The sequence below is a fragment of the Nocardia sp. bgisy118 genome (genome assembly GCF_057708605.1).
Window position 1 is genome coordinate 1 of sequence record NZ_JBYISM010000052.1, and the last position, 20169, is coordinate 20169.

Consider the following 20169-nt stretch of genomic DNA (forward strand, 5'->3'; position numbering starts at 1 on the left):
GCGGAGTCTCGCACTACAGCGGATCCGACGGGGTGGCGATAGGGTAGGGCGCGTCGAATTCCGTACCTCGGATTCGCTGCGGTGAGGGGGCGAAATGCGATCGATGATGGTGCCTGCGGATGACGGGACCGCGCTGCACGTCGGTGTCACCGGCCGCGGTCCGGATGTCGTGGTTCTGTCCGGTGGACCGGGCTGCGTCCATTACCTGGAGGATGACGGGCTGGCGCCGCGCGGGATGCGGGCGTGGTACCCGGAGCCGAGGGGTGTCGGACGCTCCGAGGGCGGGCCGCACGACCTCGCGCAGGCAGTCGCCGACATCGAAGCGGTGCGCCGAGCCGGAGACATCGACAGCTGGGTTGTCCTCGGTCATTCCTGGGGCTCGGACCTGGCGGTGCGCTACGCGTTGGACCATCCCGACCGCGTCCGATCCGTGGTGGGCGTCGCCGGGCACGGATTGCACAAGGACCGCACCTGGTCGCAGGTGTACGAGTCCTCGCGGCATCTGGAGGATGATTTCGAGATCGATTGGGCGCCAGACGTTCACGCCTCCCTGAGTGCGTCGTTCGTGCAGTGGATTCACGAACCCGAATTGTTCCGCGGGCTGGCCGATTCCGAGGTCGCCATGACGTTCGTCGCTCCGCAGCACGATATCCGTCCGTCGTGGCCGCTGCGGCAACTCGCGGCCTTGGTCCCGCGCGGCAGCTTCGAGGAACTGCCCGGAGTTGCCCACAACCTGTGGTCGACCGATCCACAGGTGTGGGTCGACATCGTCACACGAGCGTGCCGCGCGGAGCCGCGATCTCGCCGCTGAACTGAATTCTTTTGTAGCAGACGTTATTTCAGACGATCGGCGTGCTGCACCCACATCCGACCGTGCACGTGAATCCGCCTGCCGCCCCGCCCTTCCAACAGATGCACTTCTTGTCCATCTTCAGTGTCCCCGGCTGGCACCCCGCCTGTGCCTGGCAATCCTCACGGGCGGCCTTGCACGCCTCCGCGATCGTCGCGCCATCCGCTTGACCTTGGATCAGCTCGAGCGGCTCCGGACCGGGCATGGGCTCCTCGCCCACCGCGATGCGCATCATGCCGTCTCCGACTCCGCCGTGGGCGAGCTGGAACGCCGTGATCGCCGCGAGCGTCAGCGGGCCTGCCGCACCATCGACCGCGAGCGGTGGCAGGCCGATCAGCGCGATGTTGCGGTTGATCAATCTCTGGACATCCTGCACGTCCTCCGGCAGATTCTGGCCACCCGCGCCAACGGACCGAAAAACCATCACCGCACCTCCCTCTGTATTTCGGAAACGGTGCCCAATCGGTCGACCGCAATCGCGACCTTATTGATGCGACAGGCGTCCATCGCGAGTAGCGCGCTACTCGAATGCCACTCGGCCCCACCCGCATTGAATGCGTCGCCGAACGCGTTCAGTCGGCTGTCGCCGCAGCAGCCGTCACGTAAGCTGCCGGTAGCGTTTCGTGTCCTACGGTCCCCGGATGTGCAGCCGACAACACCAGTGGTTCGAGAACTGCCGGTGATCCTCCGCGAGAAAAGGCCGGTACTCATGTCTCTTGCCAGCCAGCTGACTACAGCCGTTCCCGCTCTTGCCGCCGGGGTTCTGGCGTTGGGTTCCGCTGTCTACTCGGTTCGGTCGACGACCAGGACCAGCAAGGACGTGGAGGTTCTCAAGGCGAAGCTGGTCCAAGAGGCCGCGGCCGCCGAGGCGCGACGGAACCTCGAGTACCAGGCCAGGGCGAAGATCTATGCCGAAAGTGAGCCCCTCGTTCTGAAACTCGCCGAAAGTGCGGACTACGCGGCATCCCGGATCATCGGTCTGTCCGAGCCGAGGAGGTGGCCTGCGTTGCAAGCAACGGTCGACAGCAGCACCAGTTGGATGTTGAGCCGCTCGTCGGAAGTGATCTCCACGGTCCACGCGCTGCTCGAACCGCTCGCTCTGCTCACCCTGCTCCGAGAGAAGACGAATTTCGTCGATTTGGCCTACGAGCGACGGCTGTTCGAAATCTATGCCCTCGCTCGCGGCGCCTACAACGCTCACCTCGACGACTACGCGATCGCCGAAATCCCACCGGCGCACACGTATGACCCGGTTGTTCCCGGATGGCGTGAGAAGCGTGTGGAGAACCCGGCGACCTATTGGTGGCAGGGGATCACCCGCGGGCGGTTGGACCCGGCCATCGAGGTGTGCATCAACCGCGAGGCCGATCGGGCCGCTACTGTCGATGAATTCGAGACGCGTTACATCGACTTGTTCAACCGTCCGGACGACAGCCGGCACAAGTCGCTTGGCCTGTTCTGCAACCCGATCTACAACTTTCGCCCCGAGGACCGGCCGGTCTTCTGGCGAATTCTGCTGTGTCAGTTGCTGATCTACCGCAGGCTATCGAAGCGAAGCCGGGTGTCCGGCGAAGTCGCGATGTCGGCGGGCCTGGATTTCGACCACAAGGACATCGATCAGCTTCGACGTTCGAACGCAATCAGCGATGAGTTGTTCGAGTCGAGTATTACCGCTGCGGTCGACTATACGAACCGGATTCTGGTGCGGAACGAATAATCGCTTACACCGAGAGTCGCCGACGAAGTGGCAAGCACTTGTCTCGAGCGGAGGGGATGGCAGCGAAAAGCGTTCTGAGCAGCCGAAAGCCGCCGTCTGGTTTCAGGCGGCGGCTTTCGGCTGCGGGGTTCAGCGAATACGCAGGACCTTCATCGCCTTCATGGCCTTCAGCAGGAAGTCGGCGTGCTGGGCCGCGGTGCGGCCGAACGCGGGGTCGAATCCGAGCACATGTTGTGCCGAGATATTCTGCGGCTCCACGTATTTCATCAGACCGGCGGTACCGTGGCGGCGCCCGAGGCCGGATTGCTTCATGCCGCCCATGGGTGCGTCCTGGGCGGCGTAGGAGGAGGCGTAGCCCTCGTTGATGTTCACGGTGCCCGCTTGAATTCGGGCCGCGACGCCGCGAGCCCGCTTGACGTCCTTGCTGAAAACGGCCGCGTTCAAACCGTATTCGGTGTCATTGGCCAGCTCGATCGCCTCGTCCTCGGAGTCGAACGGCACGACCGACACCACGGGGCCGAACGTCTCCTCGCGATAGAGCTTGGCGGAGGGCGGCACATCGGTGAGCACGGTGGGATCGTAGAAGTACGGCCCGATATCCGGCCTGGCCTTGCCGCCCGCGACGACCTGCGCGCCCGCCGCGACCGCGTCCGCCACGTGCGCCTGGACGCGGTCGAGCTGCTTGGCGGAGGTCAGTGAACCGATGCCCTCGGTGAATTCCCTTGCCGCGCCGAGGGGTAGCGCGCGCACCTTGGCGCCGAAGGCGTCGACGAACCGCGGGTAGACCTCCCTGTCCACGTAGATGCGCTCGATCGACACGCACAGCTGCCCGGCATTGGCGAAACAGCCGCGCACGGCGGCGGTGGCGGTGGCGTCGATATCGGCGTCGCGCAGCACCAGCATGGGGTTCTTGCCGCCGAGTTCGAGGGAACAGCCGGTGAGAGTGGCGGCGGCCCTGGTCGCGATGGCCTTGCCCGCCGCGGTGGATCCGGTGAAGCAGACGAAATCGGCGTTGTCGATGAGGGTGTCACCGATGTCCGCCGGGTCGCCGATGACCACTTGCCACAGGTCGGCGGGAAGCCCTGCCTCGAGGAGCAGCATGCGCGGCCACAGGCTGGACAGCGCCGTCTGGGTGTCGGGCTTGTGCACCACGGCGTTTCCCGCGAGCAGCGCGGGGATCACGTCCATGGTGAGCGAGAGCGGATAGTTCCACGGCGTGATGGTCGTGACCACGCCCTTCGGGTGGTATCCCTCGCGGGTTTGGGTCAGCAGCGGCAAGGCGCCCGCGCGTCGCTTGGGGGACAGCAGTCGCGGCGCGCGCCGGGCGAAGTAGAGGGTGGATCCGACGCCGTCCACCAGTTCCTCGAGTGCGTGCATGCGGGACTTGCCGGTCTCCAGCTGGACGATGTCCAGTCCCTCCGACTGCCGGTCGAGCATGAGGTCGTGCAGCTTCAAGGCCAGCGCCGCCCGCTGCTTCACGGGCACGCGCGCCCATTCGCGCTGCGCGGCACGGGCCCGGTCGAACGCCGCTTCGACGTCGGCGGGCGTGCTCTGCGGCAAGGTCGCCACGATCCGGCCGTCGACGGGGGATGTGGTGGTCACCGTCGCCGCGGTGCCGGTGACGCCGCGGGTGAGCCGGTCGATCACAGTGCTCGCCAGGGCTTTCTCACCAAGGGGCTGCGCAGCCGTCGCGGTCGATGTTTCGGTCATGATGAACTCCTTTTCGGCGTCCATCAGCGTTACGCGGACAGGACGCGCGTCACCATGTGCCCGGGCACCTCGCTCGACGCGACTGGGCTGTGCCGCAGCACAATCCGGAGGCTCGACTGAGGTCTCGCGGAGGCCCTCACAGGCGGGTACGAGCAGCTACACCGCGGCGCCGAAAGCCTCGAGTTCGGGTCGCGCGGGCGATTGATCAGTTTCGAAGAAGCCGCCGCGCGCGTCCGCTTCCTAGCATTGTCAGTGTCGTCATCGAGTCCGTCAGGAAGGAAACCGGCAATGAGCAAGGCACAGAAGTCCGGCACGGAGACCGTCGCGAAGGGTGCCGCTTCGGTGGGGTTCACCGAGGACGAGCGGGCGGCGATGAAGGAACACGCTCAGGAGCTGAAGACGGCCGCGCGCCGCGGTTCGCGGGCCACCAAGGCCGACGGCGAGCAGGACGTGCTGGCGAAGATCGCCGAGATGGAGGATTTCGATCGCGCGATGGCCGAGCGGATTCATGCCATCGTGACGGCCAATGCGCCCGAGTTGACGCCGAAGCTGTGGTACGGAATGCCCGCGTATGCCAAGGACGGCGCCATCGTGTGCTTCTTCCAGCCCGCGAAGAAGTTCAAAGCGCGATACGCGACGCTCGGCTTCAACGACCCGGCGAAGCTGGACGAGGGCGGCATGTGGGCGACCGCCTTCGCGCTGAGCGAGCTGTCCGCCGAGGTGGAGCAGCGGATCGGCGACCTGGTGAAGAAAGCGGTGAGCTGAGGCCCGGCGGCTCAGCGGTCGTCCACCACGCGACCTGCCGCCGGGACACACCCGCGTGCGCGTTATCCAGCGGAATTCGTTTCCTTCTCCGCCAGCTGCGCGAGGCGTTCGAGGGACGCGGACAGTTTGTCGCCGGTGGTGGCACGCGCCCGAACCTGACGCTTCTCGTCGGTCAGCTTCGTCCAGTCGTACGTGTGCGTCACCAGCGTGCGGCCCTCCTGAGCGGGCGCCAGCTCCCAGCGCCACAGGTGACCGGGCGGCTCCTTGCCCTGCTCCGACGGGTGCCAGGCGATGAGCCGGCCTTCGACGAACTCGACGACATGATTGTCGCGGACGGCGCCGATGGTGAGGGTCATGGTGAACACGTCGCCCGCGGCGCGCACTCGCTGGCCCGCAGGAGCCTCGGCGAGGTTGTCGTTGCCGTCCCAGCGCGGCTGCTGGGCGGGGTCGGCGATGAGTTCGAAGATGTCGGCCGGGTCCGCGGCGATCTCCCGGCTGGCGCTGACGATACGAGTGTCGTCGATCTTGTCGGTCACGGGCTGAATCGAATCATCCGTCGCTCGCGCCCACAACCGTTGCGCTCGAGGCGGCCGAATCTCCGGAGGTCCATCGGGTCGCGAATTCGTCGGATGCGGTTGCCGCCTCGTAGCCCTACGCGGATGCGTCCACCGAGTGCCCACGGCGCGTCACGGCCGCTCGTCCCGATCGACGAGAAGCGAGACAACCGCCATCGAGCGCCGAAATCCGTCAGCCGTCGTAACAATTCACTGAGACATTCATCAAGACCGGCGTGCCGGCCCTGATCGCCAGGCGCTGCTCATCGGTCGATCCCAGCCACGGATCCAACACCGCCATCGGCCCGTACGACATCACATCGAGATAGCATCGCTGCGGCCCGGGGCCGAGCATCGTCGAGGTCGTACCCGATTCGGACAGATAGGGCGGCTTGGTGCTGGATGTCAGATCGAACCCCGGTGCGGTCACGACCGCACGAATGTCATCGAAGGCCGGCCCGAAATAGAACTCCCGAGCGCAGTTCAGTGCAGCAGGAATGGCGGTCCGCGCCGGGATCTGGTCTGATCGGGGCGAGGGAGGACGTTCGTGATGCGGGGTTTTCTGTTCGATCGCCGGTGGATGCTCGGTGCGGCGGTGCTCGTCGTGACGGTCACGGGGTGCGACACCGAGGAGACTCCGCGACCCGATCCGTCGCCGATCGCCGCCACCGCTGCGCCGCCGACGCCACCCCCGTGGACGGTGGACGACCTCACCTACCATCCGTGCAGCGTCCTGGGACCGGACGATTTCGCCCGCTTCGTGCTCGAACCGCAGGGGAAGCCTGCCACGCCTCCGAAGGCGCTGCCCAGGTGCTCGTGGTCCTCCATCCAAACCGGGCCTACGGGCAGCTTCACCATCGGATTCGCCCCGAACACCAGCGATCACAGCGATCTCGACCGACGCAGAGTTCGTGATCCGCTCGAGCGGACGATCACGATCGGGGACCGCCGAGCCGCACTCGCGCCGAGCGTCCGGCCGGACGGCAGCAACGGCGGCTGCTCGGTCGACGTGTCGGTGCCGTCCGGTGGATCGTTCTACGTCGGTATCGCCGTCTCCGGCATCGATACCGGCGTCGACTGGGACGTCTGCGCGAAAACCATCGACGTCGCCACCGTCATCACCGCGCGCATGCGCTGAGGTCCGAACGCGCTGCTCGGTCGGCCGATGCCGAAATCGGGGCCGAATCGATGGGATCCGCACACGGTACGGGTGCGCTGAACGAGGTCCTCCAGGTAAGGCCGCAACTCGCCAGGGAGCGATTGCGGGTCGACGAGAGCGGAGCGCATGCGGCCAGTATGAGCTGCCGTGCCCACGGGCGCGCCGAGGTCCATGCCGAACTCGTCGAACCAGTGCGGGCCAGCGTGGCCGCCCTCGCCGGGCCCACCGTGGAACAGGCCGTTCGCGCCGCTGGGGAACGGACTGGACATCCGGAGGTCGAAGGCGGCTATCTCAGGTGATCTTCCACTTGATGTCGCCGAGGAACTGCGGGTCGTCCGGGTCGGTGATCGATCCGGCTCCGCTGGTGCCGCGCCCCGGCAAACCGCCTCCGGGCGCCCGGAAGTCGAGGAGACCGAGTACCAGTCGCGCATCCGCCGAGGCGCCGTCGAAGACGAACGCGGTCCCGGCTCCTGGCCGATCGTCCCAATCGAACTCGCCCGATTCCGCGGGTACGAACACCGAGGCGCCGCGCCATTCGCCGAGCAATCGGTCGGAGCCCGCCGGTGCCGATTCGATGGTCATGTTGATGAACTGGACGCTGGCTGGGTCGTTGGCGTCGGTCAGTTCGACGTCGACGTTGAAATCGAAAGCCATGACAAACCTTTCCGCGATGATTCGGAGGGCCGAGAGATGGTTATGCGGTGCTTGCGCGCGTCATTCGTCGATCGCATCGTCAGTGTCCAACCGTCGTTGCCCGTGGTCATGGGTAGTTCGCTACTCGACTTTCGCGATGCGGCCGCTCGCTGCCCACGGCCTTGACTCATCGGGCCTCGGTGGGGGGCGGAATCGTGTGCAACTCGACCTCGCTCAGCCGACCCGAGCGAACCGTGGCGGTCAGGTAGGTGTGATCCGGTTGGCGGCGTTTGTCGGTGGGAGAGCCGGGGTTGAGCAGGCGGAGGCCGGTGGTGGTGACGCTGTCCCACGGGATGTGGCTGTGACCGAAGACGACGACGTCGGCGTCGTCCACTGCGCGCCACACGGGCTCGGGGAGGTCGCGCGCGCGTTTCGGGATGTGGGTGTCGGAGATGATGAGCAACCGCACGATGTCCGGTGTTTCAGTTTCGGTGGGTGTTGTTCGCGGCCGGTGTCAGGCTCTTCCTCACGAATTGCCGACAAGCCTCGGCTGCTGCGTTCAGGTCGAATGCGTCCGGGGCGATGAGGTGTTGTGCGGCCACGCCGCGCACCATGCCGATCACCGCGACCGCGGTGGCCACCGGATCGATGTCGCCATCGACGGTGCCATTGGCTTGACCGGCGCGGAGTAGGGCTTCGGCGCCGAGGCGGAACCGTGCGTCGTCTGTGGCGAATACCGGGCGCATGGTCGCCTCGGACGGAATCGCGGCCCCCCACATGACGAAGAACGCGCGACCGGTTTGCGAATGCCGAACTATCGCCTTCAGATAGTCCTCGACGAGCCCTGCCAGTATCTCGACCGCGTCGGCGTCGGTGCCTTCGATGTCGGCGACGTCGATGGCTTCGGTGACGAAGCGCTCCTGGATGCGTTGGGCGAGGCGGTCGACCAGCGCGGCTTTGCTGCCGAAGTGATGGCTGGCCAGGCCGCGGCTGTACCCGGCGAGTTGCCCCACATCAGCGAGCGATGTCTGGTCGACGCCGCGCTGGGCGAACAATGTCTCGGCGGCATCCAGTAGGGCTTGCTCGGCTTGGGCGGTGCGTTCTTGTTGAGTGCGCCGTGGCGGCGTGGCTGTCTCGCCATCGGAGCCGATGGACGTCACTGACCTAGCCGCACGACCTGCCATGAGCCCAACCCTAACTGTCTATTTGCTGAACGTTCGACAAGAATAGATGATCTGCGAGCCCCTGCCCGCGATGCCTCGGTGGGCCCGCAGATCGCTGGTCGGTTTTGTCAGCCGAGGCGCGTACCGCCGTTGACCGGCACGACTTGGCCGGTCACGTAGTTCGACAAGGGTGAGCACAGCCAGAAGATGGCGTCGGCGGCCTCGGAGATCATGCCGGTGCGGCCGAGGGAGACGAACGGCATCGGCTTCGAGGCATAGACCTCGGCTTCGGTGGGCGGGGAATCCGGGTCGAGGGTGATCCCGAGTCGCTTGGCCTGTTTGTCTGGCATGCCGACTTGGATGGTGCGGCCGCCGGTGTGGATGACCTCGCGTTCGGATTGCGGTAGTCCGAAGCGGGTTTGGATGATGCCGAACGCCACGGCGTTGACGTTGACGTGCATCGCTCCCCATTCCTGGGCGAGAGTGCGCATCAGACCGAGCACACCCGCCTTGGCCGAGGCGTAGTTGGCCGCGCCGTCGAGCCCGATCAAGCCGGCCATGGAGGAGACCATCACCGTTTTGCGGTGGCGCAGTAGACCATTGGCGGCATCGGTCGCGGCGGCGGCGCGAAACACCGGAGCGCAGGCGCGCGCCAGGCGGAAGGGCGCCACCAGGTGGATGTCGAGCATTGCCTGGAACTGGTCGTCGGTCATGGCGTGTACGCGGCCATCCCAGGCGTAGCCGGCATTGTTGACGACGATATCGAGGCCGCCGTGGTGAGTGAGAGTGTGGCTGACGAGTTCATCGCACACACCGGGTTGCACCAGGTCGGCAACGAAGGCGGTGGCGGTGTCGGACCCGTACCTGTCGTTGATCTCGGTCACCGCTTCATCGGCCTTGGCCTTGTCGACGTCGGCGATGACGACTTTGGCGCCGTTGGCGGCCAACTGCGCCGAGGTGGCGCCGCCGATCCCACGCGAGCCGCCGGTGACGATCGCGACCTGGCCCTCGAGCAGGTTGCTGGTGAGACTGGGTTCGATCAGCATGTCAGCGTCCTTTCCACACCGGAGGCCGCTTTTCCGCGAAGGCGCGCAAGCCTTCGTGCAGGTCCTCGGAATCATGCAATGCGGCAACGTATTTCATTTGTTCGTGCCAGGCGTCGTCGTCGGTCCAGTCCTGAGCGTGGGCGGCGATCTGCTTACTGGCCCGCACCGCGAGCGGCCCTGCCGCACACACCTCGCGGGCCAGCTCCAGAGCTGCGGTGAGGGCCTGGCCCGGTTCGGTGAGCTTGTTGACCAGGCCCAGTTCGGCGAATCGTGTGGCCGGCCAGGTTTTTCCGGTCAGGATCAGCTCTATCGCGATGTGGTACGCGATGCGCTTGGGGAGCCGGAAGCATCCGCCGCCGATGGCAACCAGGGAGCGAGCGGCTTCGGGCAGGCCCATCGTGGCGGTGCGGGAGGACACGATCAGATCGCATGCCAGGCACAACTCGAGCCCACCGGCGAGGGCGTGGCCCTCCACGGCGGCGATGACCGGCTTGCTCGGTGGCTGAGCCATCATGCCGAACGCGCCGCGCCGCTCGGTGACTCCCATGTCGCCGCGGGCGGCGGCTATGAGGTCCTGTCCGGCGGAGAACACGATGTCGGAGCCGGTGAGGATCGCGCACCGCAAGGAGTCGTCGGCGTCGAAGTCGTCGATCGCTTCCTCGAGGGCGTGGGCGGTCGCTCCGTCGAACGCGTTGCGGCGTTCGGGCCGGTTGATCCTGATGATCAGGATCTGTCCGTCTATCACCTCGGTCAGGATGAGATCGGAACTGCTCGCGTCGAGACCTGGTGTCTCGTCTGTTGTTCGGTCACCGAGTGACACTGAATCCTCCATTCACTGGATAGGTTCGTCCCGTGATCCAGCTACCGGCCGGGAAGGCGAGGAAGCCGATCACCGCTGCCGCGTGGCTCACGACGGTGATCGGTCGACAACGGTGGCCCGTTGAGTCAGACATTGCGTCGCCGCCCCTCCCAATAGGGTTGGCGCAGTGCATTTTTGAGTACCTTGCCGACCGGATTGCGAGGCAGATCGCCGACGAAGGCGAACTGGCGGGGCCGTTTGTAGCGGGCGAGGCGGCCTTCGAGATGCGCGAGGAGTTCCTCCTCGGACAGCGGCGATCCCGGTGTGGCGATGATGTAGGCCAGCGGCTTCTCGCCGAAGTCGTTGTCGGGGATGCCGATCACCGCGGCTTCGACGACCCTGGGGTGCGATACCAGTGCTTTCTCGATCTCGGCCGGATAGATGTTGACTCCGCCCGCGACGATCATGTCTTTGATCCGGTCGGTGATGAACACGAAACCGTCCTCGTCGAGATGGCCGACGTCGCCGGTACGGTAGAAGCCGTCCTTGATCACGTCCTCGCCGAGCGTTGGACCGCCGAGATAGTTGCGTAGAACGATCGGGGTACTGACGGCGATTTCACCCACCTCGCCAACGGGCAGCCGATTCCATTCGTCGTCGACGATCGCGATGTCGACCCCCTCATAGGGACGGCCGCTGGTGCCGGGTTTGCTCAGTTGGTGTTCCGGTGCGGTGTAGCTGATCATGCCTGGCTCGCTGGCGCCGTAGCTTTCCCAGAGCACGTCGTCGCCGAAGCGCTCGACCACCCATTCCTTCAGTGACTGCGGGACGGGCGCGGCGCCGAGCATGATCTGTGTCAGCGAGGAGAGGTCGTAGCGCTGGAATACCTCGACGGCCAGTTTCTGGATGCGCAGCATCATTGTGGGAACTCCCGCCCACGACTGGATGTTGTGGTCCTCGATCAGCCGCAACGCCTGTTCGGGCTCGAACGGGTCCAACGTCACGATTGTTCCGCCGCGGCCGCAGGTGATGGCGGCGATCTGCGGTCCTGCGCCGTGGTGTACCGGCATCGTCAACAGGGCGGTCACACCGTCGGGCTGGGGTGGAGTCCCAGCCACCGACAGCCCGTACCGCACCAGACGTTCGGGGTCTTCGATGTCGGCAGGGTTCGTCGGCGGCACACCTCGTGGGCGGCCGGTGGTGCCCGAGGTATACAACACCAACGACGGACGCGCGGGACCGAAACGGGCAGGGGCATCGGGTGTCTCGAGCAGATCCTCGTAACGGATCCCGGCAGCGCCGCGAGTTTGTCCGACGGTGATCAGCAGGCCGGGGTCGACGCCGGCCCACTCGCTGACATCGGTATCGTTGCATGCCAGCCCTTTTGCGCCACTGTCGCGCAGAATGTACATCGCTTCGTCAGGGGTCAGGCGCCAGTTCACGGCTACCTGCGCCACGCCGATCTTCTGCAGGGCACGTTGGATCACGAACCACTCGGGTGCGAGCCGAAAACGCATGCCGATGCGGTCGCCGGGGCTCAGCCCCCTTCGTGCCAGGCCCTCCGCGACACGGTCGGCGGCGTCGTTCCACTGCTTGTAGGTCAATACGGTGGAACGACTGATCACCGCGGGCCGATCCGGCCGGTGGGCGGCCCAATATTCCGGGGATCCATGGTCAGGGTGGGTCATCGTTGTCCCTCTCTGTGCGTCGCTCGGAACCGACGCGGGTTGTGACGCAGGCGCATTCGATTCCTGCGACATGTAACTTGCTGAACAGTCAGCAAATATCTTGGACACGGGTTGTGTGTTCAGGTCGCCTCGGTAGGTGAATTCGACTTTCGTGCAGTGGATTTCGCCGCAATCAGTTTCGTGAGAGAACGTGGACGGCGCACACGGCGCCGATGCCGACCATGTGGGCGACGCCGATGCGAGCGCCGGGATGCTGGCGCGGACCGGCTTCCCCGCGCAGCTGGGTGGTCAATTCCGCGATCTGGCCCACGCCGGTCGGGCCGATCGGATGGCCCATCGACAACAACCCACCGGAGGGATTGACCGCCACCCGGCCGCCGATATCGAACTCGCCCGCCGACAGCGCGGCCGCCGCCTGCCCGGGCTTGCAGATTCGCATGGCCTCGAGATACACCAGCTCTTCGATGGTGAAGGCATCGTGCAGCTCGACCAGATCCACATCGTCGGCGGAAACGCGAGCGGCTTCCAACGCCTCGGTGGTGGTCTCGGCCGTCAGTGCCGCATCGAAATTCGCTGTGCCGTAGAACGTTTCCGACCGCAATGCCGATGATCGAACCCGCACGGCCCTTTCCCGGTTCAGGCCGAGCTCGTCGATCGCACGGTCGGAGACGACGAGAGCCGCCGCCGCGCCCTCACCGACAGGGCAACACTGCAGGCGAGTGAAGATGCCGCTGAGATGCGGTGGCGCCAGCACCTCCGCCAGGGAGCGGGCCTTGGGGCGCTGCGCATTCGGATTCAGCGCCGCGTTGCGACTGTTCTTGACCGCCACCTGAGCGATCTGCTCCGGTGCCGCGCCCGTCTCGTGCATGTAGCACGAGGCCAGCAATGCGAAGTGGGTGACCGGCAATATCCGGCTCCCGACCAAATCGTCCAGACCCGCCGCACGGGTCGGGGTCGAGAAGTTCAGCGGCTTGTCGACGCCGACCGCGATGGCCACATCGTGCACCCCGGCGGCTACGTCGAGGTAGGCCTGGCGGAACGCGCTGGAACCCGACGCGGAGGCGTTCTCGATCTGCACCATCGGGATACCGGTTGCCCCCAGGTGTCGATACATCAAGCGCGACAACGCCATCGACGTCGTCGCCGTACCTGTGTAAGCGGTCTCCACCTGCGTCCAGCTCATGCCCGCATCGGCGAGTGCCGCCCGGACGGCGGTGAGCCCCAATTCGGTGTACGGCGTTCCGCCGGGCTTCTGATAAGGGTGCAGCCCCACGCCGACCACCCATGCCCTCCGGAGTCCGGTTGCCGCGCTCACGCATCCGCTCCGTCCACCTGGGCCGCGCTCGCGAACGCAGGCTCGACCAGCTCCGAACCGGCATCGCCGTGCCCGACGACATGCCATCGCGCCGAAACCCGATCTCCGATTCGGACAGCCGGAGATTCCGGGTGCGCCACGGCACGGATCAACGGCCCGGCATCGAGGGCAACCTCGACAACCGTGAAAGGCGCAGCGCCCTGCGAATTCATGGTCACGTCGGCGACCGCGAACACGACGCCGTCCGAGGGCAGCGGCTTGGACACGAGCTGATCCGCTGAGGCGCCGCAACTCTCACACCCGAGCCCGATCGGCGGGAAGTACACCCGGCCACAACTCGCGCATTCGGCACCCTTCAAAACCGGGTCATCGAGCGAGGGGTCGTAGAGCCGGGGGTGGATAGCGACTCGCACCGCAACCTCCAAGATACTTGTTAGCCGTTCAGCAAGTTAATGCTAGCAGTTCTCTTGCGAGAGAAACAGCCCCTGGAGAAAGAGCGCCCCCGACCTCGCGATGAGCCGCACGAGCTGCGACATCTCGGCGCGGATTCGCCGGATCCGGTGGGCACGAGCGCCAGGTCGGAGTCTCGGCGGTGAGGTCGCCGAGCGCCTCGACCGACCGCCGCGTCTCGGTATCGATCAGGATCGTGGAGTCCGGCGACCCGACCGCGCGGCCGCGAAGGTTCGGCGGGGGTAATCCCCGCTGGTATCGCACCGCTGTGCGCGGGGCCGCCACCGGCAGGCCGTGGCACGTGCGGAACCCGCGAGACCGAAGCGGCCGATCGAGAACTCGGGCTGCGGATCCGCGCATGAGCGGACCCCGGAACTGTCACAATCGAAGTCTGATGACCGAGCAGCAGGATTCGGGCGAGGACAAGGATCCGCCTCCTACGGGATGGATCACGTTCGACCACGCCTACGGCCCCGCCGGGTTCGGGTATCCGCAGCAGCCGTACGGCGTAGGTTCGGCGGAGGGCCCGATCAGAAGGTTCTTCAAGCGATTGTTCAGGACGAAGTAGCGGCGGTTCGGCGATGGCGGAACAGGGCGCGGGGTGGGCGAGCTTCATTCACGACCAGCTCGAGCGCGAGTACTCCCGCCGCGACACACTGAATACGCGGGCCGCGTCCGCCGTCACCAGCGCGACCGGCCTCGTCACCCTCGTGCTCGCGGTGGTGGCGGTGTTGAAGGGCAAGGACTTCACGCTCACCGGAGCCGCGCTTGTCGCGCTCTACGTCGCGATGCTGGCGCTGCTCGGCTCGGCGGTGCTCGCGGTCCTCGCCGGGGTGAGCTGGCGCTATCGCGTCACCTCCCTCGATTCGATGCGTGCGATGTTGACCGAGCACTGGCGCGATGCCGAGGTGGACGCCCGCTATGTGGCGGCGTACTGCCACTTGGAGTCGATCGCCTCGCTGCGGGCCGGGACGTCGCTGAAGGCCTACTTGCTGATGGGCGCCGCCGGAATGCAGGTGATCTCGATCCTCGCGATGGCTACCAGCGCCCTCGTTCTCGTAGCATGACACTTGCGGTCACCTTCACGTCGCGAAGAACTCGGCGACTGAGTTGCAATCACCTCGGCGTCGCGAAGAATTCGGCGACCAAGCGGTCAGGTGAGGGTGTCGACGACGTAGGTGGCGGCCTGCGCGAGCAGGGCCTGGTCGTAGCGAGCGTCCACGGTGGCTTTGCTCGACATCAGCGCGATGACGAGCGGGGCGGAGCCGGGCGGCCATACGATGCCGATGTCGTTGAGCGTGCCGTAGTCGCCGGTGCCGGTCTTGTCGGCCACCGTCCAGCCCTGCGGCACCCCCGCCCGGATGCGTTGTGCGCCAGTGGTGTTGTGTTCGAGGAGGTCGCGGAGGAAGGCGCGCTTGTCGGCGGGCAGGGCGTCGCCCAGCACGATTCGCTGGTAGTCGGTGCCGAGGGCGCGCGGCGAGGTGGTGTCGCGGGGGTCGCCCGGTGTGGCCTCGGTGATCGCCGGTTCGATGCGATCCATCCGCGTGACGGTGTCGCCGAGGCTTCGCGCGTACGCCGTCAGTTCGGCGGGGCCGCCGAGGTCGCGGAGCAGCAGGTTGCCCGCGGTCCCGTCGCTGAAACGGACTGCCGCGTCACACAAGTCGCGGATCGTCATCCCCGTCGCCACGTGTCGCGAGGTGACGGAGGCGCTCTTCAAGAGATCCGCTTCGGTGTAGGAGACGACAGTGTCCAAGTGCGACAGCGGATTACGGTGCAGCACCGCCGCCGCGGCCAACCCTTTGAACGTCGAACAGAAGGCGAAGCGCTCGTCTGCTCGGTGGGCGATGGTCGCGCCGGTGCCCGTCGCGAGTGCGTAGACGCCGAGGCGTGCGTCGAACTGTCGTTCCAATTCGTCGAGACGCTCGTGGTTGATCTCCGTCGGAGTCGCCGGAGCCGCGGCAGGCGGCGCCGGTGCCGTCGCACAGCCCGCGAGGGGCAAGAACGCGGCCGCGCCGAGGAGACTGCGGCGGGTGAGTAGCGGTCGCGACAACGTCACTGTTCCTTCCCCTGGTGCGCGATGCCCGCGGTGTCGATGACACGCACCGCGGGCTAGGTGTCGGCGGTCGCGTCGTCCGGCGTTCCCCGGCCGCTGACCCCGGCGGTAGTGCGCACGCCTGATCATCCTGTGGTCCCATGAATACCGGAACATCTCGGCTCGCGCACGTTCCGGCTCTCACCGGCGTGCATCGACCGCGGACTCGGTCCGGTGACGGCCCGTGGCTTCGCTGAGGGCTCGCCGTCTTTGGGGCAGCGGTGCTTCTGTCCTTCACGAGACTCAAAGAACGGGCCGATTCCGCGTCCCGTAGATCCCCCACTCGTCACCGCGCAAGTACGCGAGATGCTGAGCGTCGGCGCGGGCGGCGAGTGCGGCGGCGACCTCGGCGGTGGCATTGCGGCGCAGCTTCAGCAGCACGCCGAGACAACCGGCCACGATCGCGAAGCCGAGAACCGTGCCGCCGAGCTCGGCGTCGAACAGGTTGCCGATCCCGATGAGCAAACCGAATGCCGCGACGGCCCACGTCCACGCGCCGGGATGCCGCCGCATCGACTCCCGCACCCTGGCGTAGGCCTGCTTGGTCTTGTCGGGGTTCTGGAAGCACCAGACGACGAGGTAGAAAGGCCACAGGAACGGAGCCAACAGCAACAGGACGATGATCTTCATGGCCCTCCTCTCACTGCGCACGGGGATGAGGACTACCCATTCGATCGAAACCCAGTCCACCCGGTGTTACCCGGCGCGACCTCCCCACAGCTAGCGTCTCGGATTTTGTCCTGCGGGGCAAGCAGTGATTCGTGGCACTTCGCCGTTCGAGCGATTCCTTTCCGGTCCAGGTCGCCGCGGGTTCGGGGTCCGGATCCGGTCACTCATATGAGCCGGTCAGATGTACCGCGAGGTCGAGGCGGGCGACTACCGAGACCTGCGCGGATTCGTGGCGTCTTCGCCGTGCGAGGTCGGCACGCGGCTCATCGAAGGCGGCGCAGGGCGCGCTCGGCGGCGTTGGCGCCACACATGCCGTGCGCGCCGGGGCCGGGTGGGGTGGCGGCCGAGCACAGGTAGTGACCCGGGATGCCGATGTCATAGGGCCACAAGGTTTTCCGCGGACCGAAGACGAGCTGGGGGATGTCCTTGGCTCCGGTCATGATGTTGCCGCCGACGTAGTTGGGGTTGTAGTCGGCGAATTCCGTGGTGGTGCGCACGGCGGCGCCGAGGACGCGGTCGCGGAAGCCGGGCGCGAATCGTTCGATCTGATCGATGATCGCGGCGGTGGCGTCGCCGGTGTAGCCGTGCGGGACGTGGGCGTAGGCCCAGATCGGGTGGATGTCGCCGACCGAGCGCTGTGGGTCGGCCAGGTACTGCTGCCCGACCAGCACGAACGGCCGCTCGGGCATCCGTCCGGCGTGGATGTCGCGCTCGGTCGCGGCGATCTCGGAGTAGCTGCCGCCGAGGTGCACAGTGCCCGCGCGGCGGGCGGCTTCGGCCGTCCAAGGGACTCCGTCCTGGACGGCGAAGTCGACTTTGAAGGCGCCGGGTCCGTAGCGAAAACGCCGGAAGGCCTTGCTGATTCGCGCGGGCAGCCGGTCGCCGAGGATGTCGGCGACGGCCGTGGGCGCCACATCCCACAGGGCGACGTCCGCCGGGGGCAGGTCGGTCGCGGTCCGCACCGGCGTCCCGGTCTCGATCTTGCCGCCGAGATCGCTGAGCAGCGCCGCCATCGCGTCGGTGATGCGCTGGGATCCGCCCGCGGCGACGGCCCACCCGTAGGCGTGCCCCGCGGTGAGGATGCCGAGGCCGATGCTGGCGCTGAGCGGCCGGTTCAGCGGGTGAAAGGCGTGCGCGGCGACGCCGCCGAACAGACCGCGCGCCTGCGGGGTGCGGAAGGCCTCGGCGAGCAGGTCGGCCGAGGCGAGCGCGGGAATCCCGAAGCGCGCCAAGCTCAACGGATGACGCGGCACGCGCAGCAGCGGCCGCATGATGTCCGGGCTCATGCGGTCGTAGCGCGCGGTGGGGCGTTCGAACAGCAGCCGCCAGGCCCGGCCGTCGGCGCCGAGGCCCTCGGCCGTGTCGGCGACGGATCGGTGCAGCACACCGGCGCTGCCGTCGTCGAGCGGGTGGACGCAGTCGATCTCCGGCCACACCCACGTCAGCCCGTAGCGGGCGAGGTCGAGCGACCGCAGGAGCGGAGAGCCGACGGCCATCGGGTGGATGGCCGAGCACTGGTCGTGCAGCAGACCGGGCACGATCGCTTCGCGGGTCCGTGCGCCGCCGCCGATCTCGTCGGCGGCCTCCAGCACGGTGACCTGAAGCCCCGCCCTGGCCAGGACGATCGCCGCCGCGAGGCCGTTGGGGCCGCCGCCGACCACCAGTGCTGTGCTCATATCGCTCTCCGTTCCGTTGATCGCGGGTCAGCCGACGCGCTGCGGCTCGGGTTCGGGCGCGGGCCCGGCGGGCAGTGTCGGCGCCTCGTATCCGGCACGCCGCCAGGTCACTTCGTGCGGGATCGGGCCGTCGGGCAGCCACGGCTGTGCCTGCACCGCGTCGCGCACCCGCCACTCGCCGCGCTCGACGACGCCGAGCGCCGCGTCGATGACCTGGTACCGCTGGGTGCCGCGGTGGACCGGCTGGGACTCCACCCACACGATGATCCACTCACCGGGGGCGAAGCCGACGCGGGACTGCACCGCCTCGATCAAATCGGTGTGGTGCAGGTGCCCGTCGCCGAAGTTGAAGCCGATCAGCGAGTTGCAGCCGAACTCGGCCTCGCGCACCGTCCACCGATCGAGCTCGGGAATGTGCTTGTACAGCAGCGAGAACAGGCCGCGGCCCTGGCTGTGCATGGACCGCCACGCGATGGTCTGCTGCATGGTGATCTCGGCGATGGCCTTCGGGTAGCCCATGGCCTGCAACTGGTCGAGCTGATTCTCGGTCGGCCGGTGCGGCAGTGTGTTCAGCTTCTCCTCCGCGCCGGGGGCGAAGGCCCACAGTGCCGAGGCCCAGTTGCCCGCGTACTGCCGCATCGACGGCAGGAACGACACCAGATCCGGACGCAGGTTGCCGAGGATCGGGAAGAACAGCAGCGCGGCGGTGATGCCGAGGGCCAGCCACGGCGAGGACATGTCGGTGACGGCATAGCCGTCGGCCGCGGGATAGCCGAGGAACAGGAACACCGACAGGTAGGCGAACAAGACGTTCCACTCCAGCGGCACCGCCAGCGGGAAGGTGGAAATGATGAAGCAGTGGAACACCACCATCATCACCACGCCGGCCAGGGTCAGCCAGTAATTGGTCGAGAACAGCAGTACCAGCGGCGTGATGATCTCCACCGTGGTCCCGCCGACGTGGGCGAGGAACGAGGCCACCTTGGACGGGCGCAGGTCGCGCGGGAAGTCGCGGTAGTGCAGCCGCTCGAGCCACCGGAACGGCACGCTCGGGCTGTTGGACACCATCGGCGGAACCACATTCGTGAAGTGACTGCCGAACTTGGAGACGCCTGCGCCGATCCAGACGACGCAGATCAGCAGCTTGGCCGCGATGATCATGTCGACGAACGGCAGCGCCGCGAAGAAGATCAAGGCGGGGAGGTACTGCTCACCGCGCGCCGCGAGGAAGATCGTCTTGTCCCGCAGCCCGCACAGCACGTAGAGCGCGATCGGCGCGATCAGCAGCGCCGGATTCACCAGCCCGGAGGTGTCGCCCGGCAGCGCCGCGTTCAGCGACGCGCTCGGGACGCCGGGCAGCGCGATCGCCACCAGCAGCGTGCCGAGGAAGGCCAGGTAGAGGACGACGTCGAGGATCGTGCGGGTGTCGCCGTTGGTGAGCGGCACGCGCCGCCACGGCCGCAGACGGATCGTGCCCGGCCTGGCCCAGAACAGGATTCCGCCGGTCATCGGCTTGAACTTGCCCGCGAGCGGACCCCAGGAACCGGCCAGGCCGATGGCCTCGAGCAGGACGGTCCACAGCACCAGCTTCTGGTAGACGATCGGTTCGTTCCACCAGCCGCTCACGTCCCAGACCGGTCCGACGCCGGAGGTCCAGGTCGCCAGCGCCGCGCCACCCAGGATGTAGAGCACGAGGAGTTTGACGATATAGACGGTGTGGATCATTCTCGGGCTGCCGAAGCCGTAATCCACCCAGTGCAGCGCCAGGGTCTGCATGCGCTCGCGCAGTGGTTTGTCGAGAAATGTATCGACGTCGACGGGCGGGAAATCTCCCGTTTTGAACCCCATTGTTTCGAACCTTTCTTGCTACCGTTTTTCGGGTG

Annotated in this window: 22 protein-coding genes and 1 pseudogene; 7 read left to right on the forward strand and 16 right to left on the reverse strand. The window is 66.8% G+C overall.

Annotated features, from left to right (window positions below; translation table 11 throughout):
* Positions 1–94: 94 nt before the first annotated feature.
* The gene (locus tag AC3EO7_RS37060; protein ID WP_431968778.1) at positions 95–811 is read left to right on the forward strand and encodes an alpha/beta fold hydrolase; all 717 of its coding nucleotides are present in this window, start codon (positions 95–97) and stop codon (positions 809–811) included.
* 211 nt (positions 812–1022) lie between these two features.
* Entirely contained in the window at positions 1023–2567 is a 1545-nt protein-coding gene (locus AC3EO7_RS37065; protein WP_435593775.1) for a hypothetical protein, read from the forward strand.
* Positions 2568–2696: 129 nt separating this feature from the next.
* Here AC3EO7_RS37065 and AC3EO7_RS37070 read toward each other — a convergent pair whose 3' ends face one another.
* The gene (locus AC3EO7_RS37070) at positions 2697–4277 is read right to left on the reverse strand and encodes a succinic semialdehyde dehydrogenase (RefSeq protein ID WP_435593776.1); all 1581 of its coding nucleotides are present in this window, start codon (positions 4275–4277) and stop codon (positions 2697–2699) included.
* A 288-nt stretch (positions 4278–4565) separates the two neighbouring features.
* Here AC3EO7_RS37070 and AC3EO7_RS37075 point away from each other — a divergent pair, with 288 nt between their 5' ends.
* Complete coding sequence (locus tag AC3EO7_RS37075) at positions 4566–5042, forward strand: iron chaperone (RefSeq protein ID WP_435593777.1); 477 nt, start codon at positions 4566–4568, stop codon at positions 5040–5042.
* 62 nt (positions 5043–5104) lie between these two features.
* On the opposite strand, the gene AC3EO7_RS37080 is transcribed toward AC3EO7_RS37075, so the two are convergent.
* Together AC3EO7_RS37080 and AC3EO7_RS37085 are read right to left on the reverse strand one after the other, a co-directional pair.
* Positions 5105–5578, reverse strand: a complete 474-nt coding sequence (locus tag AC3EO7_RS37080) for an SRPBCC family protein (RefSeq protein ID WP_435593778.1) — start codon at positions 5576–5578, stop codon at positions 5105–5107.
* 211 nt (positions 5579–5789) lie between these two features.
* Positions 5790–6026, reverse strand: a complete 237-nt coding sequence (locus AC3EO7_RS37085; RefSeq protein ID WP_435593779.1) for a hypothetical protein — start codon at positions 6024–6026, stop codon at positions 5790–5792.
* Between the two features lie 120 nt (positions 6027–6146).
* Between AC3EO7_RS37085 and AC3EO7_RS37090 the strand changes: the two genes are divergently transcribed.
* Both AC3EO7_RS37090 and AC3EO7_RS37095 read left to right on the forward strand, forming a co-directional pair.
* Complete coding sequence (locus AC3EO7_RS37090; protein ID WP_435593791.1) at positions 6147–6734, forward strand: DUF3558 family protein; 588 nt, start codon at positions 6147–6149, stop codon at positions 6732–6734.
* A 50-nt stretch (positions 6735–6784) separates the two neighbouring features.
* Entirely contained in the window at positions 6785–7054 is a 270-nt protein-coding gene (locus tag AC3EO7_RS37095; protein WP_435593780.1) for a hypothetical protein, read from the forward strand.
* Here the strand turns inward: AC3EO7_RS37095 and AC3EO7_RS37100 are convergent.
* The 9 genes and pseudogenes from AC3EO7_RS37100 to AC3EO7_RS37140 all read right to left on the reverse strand — a co-directional run.
* Positions 7047–7409, reverse strand: a complete 363-nt coding sequence (locus tag AC3EO7_RS37100; protein WP_431968762.1) for a hypothetical protein — start codon at positions 7407–7409, stop codon at positions 7047–7049. The genes AC3EO7_RS37095 and AC3EO7_RS37100 overlap by 8 nt on opposite strands.
* Positions 7410–7575: 166 nt before the next feature.
* Positions 7576–7857 (reverse strand): metallophosphoesterase family protein, encoded by a 282-nt coding sequence (locus AC3EO7_RS37105; RefSeq protein ID WP_435593781.1) that lies wholly within the window; start codon positions 7855–7857, stop codon positions 7576–7578.
* 13 nt (positions 7858–7870) lie between these two features.
* A complete protein-coding gene (locus AC3EO7_RS37110; RefSeq protein WP_435593782.1) occupies positions 7871–8572 on the reverse strand; it encodes a TetR/AcrR family transcriptional regulator in 702 nt (233 codons plus the stop codon).
* Between the two features lie 107 nt (positions 8573–8679).
* The gene (locus tag AC3EO7_RS37115; RefSeq protein WP_435593783.1) at positions 8680–9597 is read right to left on the reverse strand and encodes an SDR family NAD(P)-dependent oxidoreductase; all 918 of its coding nucleotides are present in this window, start codon (positions 9595–9597) and stop codon (positions 8680–8682) included.
* A gap of 1 nt (position 9598) precedes the next feature.
* The gene (locus AC3EO7_RS37120) at positions 9599–10417 is read right to left on the reverse strand and encodes a crotonase/enoyl-CoA hydratase family protein (protein WP_435593784.1); all 819 of its coding nucleotides are present in this window, start codon (positions 10415–10417) and stop codon (positions 9599–9601) included.
* Between the two features lie 125 nt (positions 10418–10542).
* Positions 10543–12156: a class I adenylate-forming enzyme family protein gene (locus AC3EO7_RS37125; protein ID WP_435593785.1), complete on the reverse strand. Its 1614-nt coding sequence runs from the start codon at positions 12154–12156 to the stop codon at positions 10543–10545.
* A 100-nt stretch (positions 12157–12256) separates the two neighbouring features.
* Complete coding sequence (locus AC3EO7_RS37130; RefSeq protein WP_435593786.1) at positions 12257–13399, reverse strand: thiolase family protein; 1143 nt, start codon at positions 13397–13399, stop codon at positions 12257–12259.
* Entirely contained in the window at positions 13396–13665 is a 270-nt protein-coding gene (locus tag AC3EO7_RS37135; protein WP_431968748.1) for a hypothetical protein, read from the reverse strand. Before AC3EO7_RS37135 ends, AC3EO7_RS37130 begins: the two co-directional genes overlap by 4 nt.
* A gap of 21 nt (positions 13666–13686) precedes the next feature.
* A pseudogene (locus AC3EO7_RS37140) lies at positions 13687–13812 on the reverse strand (zinc ribbon domain-containing protein); the annotation flags it as partial.
* A gap of 431 nt (positions 13813–14243) precedes the next feature.
* Here AC3EO7_RS37140 and AC3EO7_RS37145 point away from each other — a divergent pair.
* Positions 14244–14417: a hypothetical protein gene (locus AC3EO7_RS37145; RefSeq protein WP_431968746.1), complete on the forward strand. Its 174-nt coding sequence runs from the start codon at positions 14244–14246 to the stop codon at positions 14415–14417.
* A 13-nt stretch (positions 14418–14430) separates the two neighbouring features.
* Positions 14431–14916 carry a hypothetical protein gene (locus AC3EO7_RS37150; protein ID WP_435593787.1) on the forward strand — a complete coding sequence of 162 codons (486 nt, stop codon included), beginning with the start codon at positions 14431–14433 and terminating at the stop codon, positions 14914–14916.
* 86 nt (positions 14917–15002) lie between these two features.
* On the opposite strand, the gene bla is transcribed toward AC3EO7_RS37150, so the two are convergent.
* The 4 genes from bla to AC3EO7_RS37170 all read right to left on the reverse strand — a co-directional run bounded on the left by bla (position 15003) and on the right by AC3EO7_RS37170 (position 20134).
* Positions 15003–15899 (reverse strand): class A beta-lactamase, encoded by an 897-nt coding sequence (gene bla, locus AC3EO7_RS37155; RefSeq protein WP_435593792.1) that lies wholly within the window; start codon positions 15897–15899, stop codon positions 15003–15005.
* Between the two features lie 285 nt (positions 15900–16184).
* Positions 16185–16571: a hypothetical protein gene (locus AC3EO7_RS37160; RefSeq protein ID WP_435593788.1), complete on the reverse strand. Its 387-nt coding sequence runs from the start codon at positions 16569–16571 to the stop codon at positions 16185–16187.
* 302 nt (positions 16572–16873) lie between these two features.
* Entirely contained in the window at positions 16874–18286 is a 1413-nt protein-coding gene (locus AC3EO7_RS37165; protein WP_431968738.1) for a phytoene desaturase family protein, read from the reverse strand.
* A 27-nt stretch (positions 18287–18313) separates the two neighbouring features.
* Positions 18314–20134: a DUF3556 domain-containing protein gene (locus tag AC3EO7_RS37170; protein ID WP_435593789.1), complete on the reverse strand. Its 1821-nt coding sequence runs from the start codon at positions 20132–20134 to the stop codon at positions 18314–18316.
* Between the last annotated feature and the right edge of the window lie 35 nt (positions 20135–20169).